4 protein-coding genes and 2 pseudogenes are annotated in these 5,426 nt (G+C 58.9%); 4 read left to right on the plus strand and 2 right to left on the minus strand.

Going from position 1 to position 5,426, the window contains the following annotated elements; translation table 11 throughout:
- Positions 1 to 162: 162 nt before the first annotated feature.
- Together QJT78_RS47960 and QJT78_RS47965 are read left to right on the plus strand one after the other, a co-directional pair.
- Positions 163 to 365: pseudogene (locus QJT78_RS47960) on the plus strand (SOS response-associated peptidase); the annotation flags it as partial.
- Positions 366 to 605: 240 nt separating this feature from the next.
- A complete protein-coding gene (locus QJT78_RS47965; RefSeq protein ID WP_028154294.1) occupies positions 606 to 1,052 on the plus strand; it encodes a thermonuclease family protein in 447 nt (148 codons plus the stop codon).
- Between the two features lie 601 nt (positions 1,053 to 1,653).
- Here QJT78_RS47965 and QJT78_RS47970 read toward each other — a convergent pair.
- Positions 1,654 to 2,631, minus strand: coding sequence for an AraC family transcriptional regulator (locus QJT78_RS47970; RefSeq protein ID WP_028154295.1), 978 nt, complete (start codon positions 2,629 to 2,631; stop codon positions 1,654 to 1,656).
- A gap of 845 nt (positions 2,632 to 3,476) precedes the next feature.
- Here QJT78_RS47970 and QJT78_RS47975 point away from each other — a divergent pair.
- Complete coding sequence (locus tag QJT78_RS47975; protein WP_038945539.1) at positions 3,477 to 4,700, plus strand: OpgC domain-containing protein; 1,224 nt, start codon at positions 3,477 to 3,479, stop codon at positions 4,698 to 4,700.
- 59 nt (positions 4,701 to 4,759) lie between these two features.
- Here the strand turns inward: QJT78_RS47975 and QJT78_RS47980 are convergent, their stop codons facing one another.
- Entirely contained in the window at positions 4,760 to 5,287 is a 528-nt protein-coding gene (locus tag QJT78_RS47980; RefSeq protein ID WP_264653522.1) for an arylamine N-acetyltransferase, read from the minus strand.
- On the opposite strand from QJT78_RS47980, the pseudogene QJT78_RS47985 reads away from it, so the two are divergent.
- A pseudogene (locus QJT78_RS47985) lies at positions 5,271 to 5,426 on the plus strand (IS5/IS1182 family transposase); the annotation flags it as partial. The gene QJT78_RS47980 and the pseudogene QJT78_RS47985 overlap by 17 nt on opposite strands.

Consider the following 5,426-nt stretch of genomic DNA (forward strand, 5'->3'; position numbering starts at 1 on the left):
GCGGGCGTGGCGTTCGCGGTTGGAGGTGATGGGGTTGGCTTCGCAACCGAATCCTACGCCGCATCAGCGCTTTACCCCTCAGGCGCACTCTTACGAATAAGACGGGCTAGCTGACCTGCCGCTATGGGCAGCGAGATGCAGCCGCCCTCACTCGGCTGCTGCGGCTTCCTGACGACGTCACCGAACGTGTCGTCTTGGCGATCCATCCGAAGGCCATGCCGGTGATCCTGACCACCGATGAAGAACGCGATGTCTGGATGCGCGCGCCGTGGGATGAGGCCAAGGCGTTGCAGCGGCCATTGCCGGACAACACGCTTAAGATCGTGATGCGGGGGGAGGATAAGGAAAATCGCGCCGCCGCATAAGCCCCAGCATTCGCTAAGAAAAAAGGCGAATTAACCTTTCCTTAACCATAACCGTTCAGCCTCCTCTCGGGGCAGCTCGATGGAGCAACGGGCTATGTCCGACCGAGCAGCAAGGCCTGATGGGAATTTTCTTTCTGCGTTCGCGTTGATGATTGGTGGCACATTAGGTATCAGCCTGCCGATAACGCTGGTGATCATCTGGATTTGTGCCTAGCGGCCTTCCGATATTGCGCCGCCGCCTTGTTGTCGCTCGTTGCGTGTGCGAGCGCAGCTTTCACTGTTGACCTAATCGGCCAAGCCAGCATCATCGACGGCGACACTCTTGAAATCCACGGAGCGCGCATCCGGCTCTGGGGCATTGACGCGCCCGAGAGCAGCCAGCTTTGCCGCGGCGAGGACAGCCTGCAGTATCGGTGCGGCGCAAAAGCTGCGAACGAATTGGCGGCCTTCGACCGCTACGGGCGCACGGTAGCTTCATGCACAGTCGGTGGGACCGATCTTGCCGATTGGCTCGTGAGCCAGGGGCTGGCGCTGGACTGGCCGCGATACAGCCGCGGGCGCTATGCTGCGGCTCAGAATGATGCGCGAGGCCACGAGCGGGGCATATGGTCAGGCAGCTTCGTCGAGCCATGGCGCTATCGCGATTGCATCTGGCTCGGCGGGCAACCCGCAACCTGCTCAGGCTAGCGGCTGCCAGTTTGCCGCTCGGTCCACATCCTTCGCACCTTACCTGCGAAGGTGAGTTCAGTACGATTTCTGGCTTCCCCTTGTAGGGTTGAACTTGGCCTGTGATGCTGCACGTCTTGCCCGTCACGTTGGGCAATACAGAAAAGGTGCCAGCGTTCTTGGTAGGTATCCAGCCAGTGAAAGCTTGGTTTGGATACGTGCCGCCCATATTGAGATCCTCGACCTGATGTCGTGTCAGCCGAGACAACGCCCTTCACGGTGACCAACTGGCCTTGATAGGTCGGGGCTTCTCTGGGCGAATGGTTTTGGCCGGAGGGTCTGCGAAGGCCGCCGGGACAACCCCAATCAACGCGAAAAACAGAACAACCATTTTGAGGATTATTGTTCCCGTCACACGTGTTCCTACGAGAACGATGAAGGGACATTTGTCACGGTTCAACGGCCCGCGTCAGCCTGCAGCGTGTGACCTGCTTCGCGCCGTGCCTGCGACTGAACCTCGGTGAGTTGGACTGTCGCCTCGCGTAGTCATCATCGACGGCCTATGACCCAAGGCGGTCATTGGGCGACCGTCACGCGCACGCGCCAATCTGGGGCAGATGGATCAGCTGGGATCCCTTCGGGCGCAACGAACGCCACGCGGCGAATCGCCGAAGCGAGCTCGGAACAAGCGATTGAAATGCGAAACATCCGAGAAGCCGACCTCTAGGGCGATATCGGAAATTAGCCGCGCGCTGGCGCTGGACTCGGTCAGCAGTTTGAGCGCTCGTTGGAGGCGTAACTCATTCATGTGCCCGGTGAACGATGATCCTGATGATGCCATCAGGCGTTGCAGATAGCGAGGTGAGATGCCTTGGCAACGAGCTACCATCTCGACGCTGAGCCCTGGTTCTTGAAAGTGTGTCTCGATGTAATCGAGGGCGGCGCCGCGGCGCGCAGTCACGACAGCGCTCGCACTGCTCTCGCCCAAGGGAGCGCACTCGCCGATTGCGAGCGCCAGGAGATCGTGGATGTGAGCCACGACCGCATCTCGCAGCTTCGGGGTGGCCAGAACACTCTCAGTAAATGCCGACTTGAGATAAGCCATGAGAAGTCGGAGCGCTTCACTTCGGTGAGAAATCGGCCGCATGGCGCGGCTTTCGACGTTCGTCACGCGCTGTGCGAGGGCGTCGCGCGGTACGGCAAGACCGAATAGCAATCCGTCGACATAGGTGACGGTGGCCGGCTCGGAATGCAGAATTGCGATGGCGTCGCTGGCGTGAAGCTCGATTTCTTGACAGCGCTGCGATAGTTGGCTTTTGCCGGGAGAACAGAGGATGACTCCGATCGAGTCATCACCATCAGCAATGCTCGCCTGCAAGCGCTTGAAACGCATAGGGGAGCCTTTCAGCGCAAGCCTGCGCAAACCTCGGATCGCTTGCAGCGTTGCGTAGGCCTGAAACGGTGCGTTCGATAGAGGCTCAATATCAGCGTGGACTATGCCTCGCCCAAAGTCCTCGCGCCATAGCGGGACTCGCATCCGCTCCGGAAACTCCCGCGTCGAGAAACGATGTGATACAAATTCGGCTGCGTCCATAGACATGGGGACCTCCAGCCTTGTTGGACATCGGTATCAAATGCGACAAACTCACCGGGATCTGCATTTTGCAGTTCGCGCACCGAACTTGTTTGATCAGTGCGCAAGAGTCCAAGAAGCTGCGCCATTGGCCTGCTAGTCTCGCTCAGCTAAGTTCAATGCTGATGTGAACTCGTTCACTTAGCGGCCAGAAATTAGGTCTATAGTGATTGCGAAGGCCGCGGCGTCAAAAAATCTCCTTTAAGAGGAGGCGGTCGTGATGGCTCTATTTATAATTGCCGTTATCGGATCTAGTTTAGATATCCTTGGCGGGGTGAACCCGTAAGCTCCGCTTCTATGACTCTCGCGATTGATCGAACTCAACGATCCGCGGACAGACTGTCCTGCAGCACCAGACGTTCTCTGATACCGATTTCGTGTCGCGCCTCGTCGGCCACATCGTCGTCATCCGAGTTCGTCGGACACAAACTACTCCGGCGCCGTCGATATTTACCGCCGGTTGAAATGGTCGAAATCTGTCGTCAATGGTGATGATCAAGCGAGGGTTCGATCATGTCCACCCTAGTCGAGATGATTTACCGCGAGTATTGCCGTGCCCGCCTCGCCGAAATGCGGAAGCAGCTTCTGATACCAATTGCCGGCGACGACATATTGCAAACGTTTTGGGAGGACGGCGAACCTTCCGGCCCAGGCAATCAAAGCGCCGGTTGGCGAACGAAAGAGCCTCCAACCATCAGGTAGCTCAGGCTCGTAACCGCATCGTTTGGTCGGATACCCCGCTCGGCACCCCCAGCCCGGAGCAGCGGAGCCTCTCATCGACCGACGTGCGAGCACGCCGGCAGGTCAAACAGATGCACGATCGAACTCACACCTCGAAGCGATTGATCGGCGAAACTCCGCCGGAGTTCAGGGGGGCTGGCCGCGACCTGCGCATCGATGTCTGTCGAGGGATCGCGCTATGGTGGATCTTTCTTGATCATGTTCCCAACAACATCGGAAGCTGGCTGACACCGCGCAACTACGGCTTCTGCGATGCCGCTGAAATATTCATGTTCATTTCGGGCGTGACCTGCGCGCTGGCCTACGGCAGGGCACGTCAGCGCGAGGGCTGGAGCGGCATGATTGGTCGTTCGCTGCGGCGGGGATGGGACATCTATGCCGCGTTTCTGCTGCTCACGCTCGCTTGCACCGTCCTCGTCTACATCGCGGGCAGCGATCGGCTTGCCGACGAGAGCAATACGCGGATTCTGCTCGATCATCCGGGCGCGACGCTTGCGCATGCCGCAATCCTGCAATATCGCCCTGTCAACACCGACGTCTTGCCGACTTTCGTCATCTTTCACGTGTTGTTCGCGCCGCTGTTGTGGCTGCTGCTGCGTGCACCAAACGTTACGCTTGGTGTTTCGCTGTTGCTTTATGCGCTCGTGCACATCTTCGGCTGGAGCGTTCCAGCCTGGCCCAGCGGCGCCTGGTTCTTCAACCCGTTGGCTTGGCAGCTTTTGATCGTGCTGGGCGCGTGGTGCGTCATCGAAGGGGAGAGGGTCTGGCTCTGGGTGACGTCGCGCACGACGCTTACTCTTGCTGTTGTCTATCTGGTTTTTGGCCTGGTCCTGACGCTGAGTTGCAGCGGCAAACCGCTGGTCCCGCAAAATTTTACGAACCTGCTCTTCCCGCTAGATAAATCGAATCTCAGTCCGTTCCGGCTGCTGCATTTCTTGGCTCTTGCAATTGTGGTGCTACGGTTCGTTCCTCACGATTGGCGCGGGCTATCGACGCCAGTCATGCGCTGCGCGAGGTGCTGCGGCGAGAATTCGCTGCCAATCTACTGTCTCGGCGTCCTCCTGGCGCTGGCCTGCCACCTGACACTGCTTGACATTTCGGACCGGCCTGCGATGCAGATCGTGCTCAGTCTTGCTGGAATCCTGGCGATGATCGTCGTCGCGATGCTGCTGAACCGGATCAGCGTCAGGCGCGGTCATTACCCCGGGTGGACGCAGTCGACCGAGAAGATCGCGCCGGTATTCTCTAGCTGGCAGGTTGCTGATGGAGTGCGGAGGGAAGCTCTTGGCCCTTAGCTGACGTATTGGGCACGGCGTCGGCTTTTGACCCGTTTTCGGACGTGGACTAAGAGAGCCTAAGCAAACAAGGGGTGCGGAGCGTCTCCCGTTCCTTTCGCCTTCATAACCGCAACGCACTCATCGATCTGCTGGTCGGACACGTTTAGTCGGAATTCGCCGCGCAGCACGTCCCTAAAATCGCCTTCGGTCGCCAACCAGCGTTTCTCCGCATGCCCGTCTGCGTCGCGCACGGTGACGCGCGCGTTGTACATAGTGATCCGGCTCCTGTTCGGTCCCGGCTTTGCCACGATGATGTTGCCTTGATATGGTGTATCCGGATGGGTCGCGGTGCACCAATTGGTAATCTCGTATTCGCCATCGTAGCGGGGATAAGGAATGACCCGATAGATGTGCTGCCAGCCATGCTTGAGCCGCGCCTGGAGTGTCAGCTCGCCGCCAATATCAATGAAACGCATGACTTCGTGGGGCGTCTCTTGTTCGACCTGCGGCACGAGCATGAGCGCGCAGGTCGGCGCGAGGTTGCCGAAGCCGACATCCGCCAGATAACCGACGGAAGCATTGGCCGCGAAGGTAACGAGGCTCACCGAGAAGCTGACGAAGTTGAAAGAGCAAATGGCCAAGCTTGTTGTCCACGAGGAGCAGATGCTTGCCTCGTCTGATCAGCAAATCTCCCTGACCGATCCCGACAGTCGTTCGATGGCAACGAGCGGCCGCGGCTCCGGC

Source organism: Bradyrhizobium sp. Mp27 (assembly GCF_029953005.1).
Classification (GTDB): domain Bacteria; phylum Pseudomonadota; class Alphaproteobacteria; order Rhizobiales; family Xanthobacteraceae; genus Bradyrhizobium; species Bradyrhizobium barranii.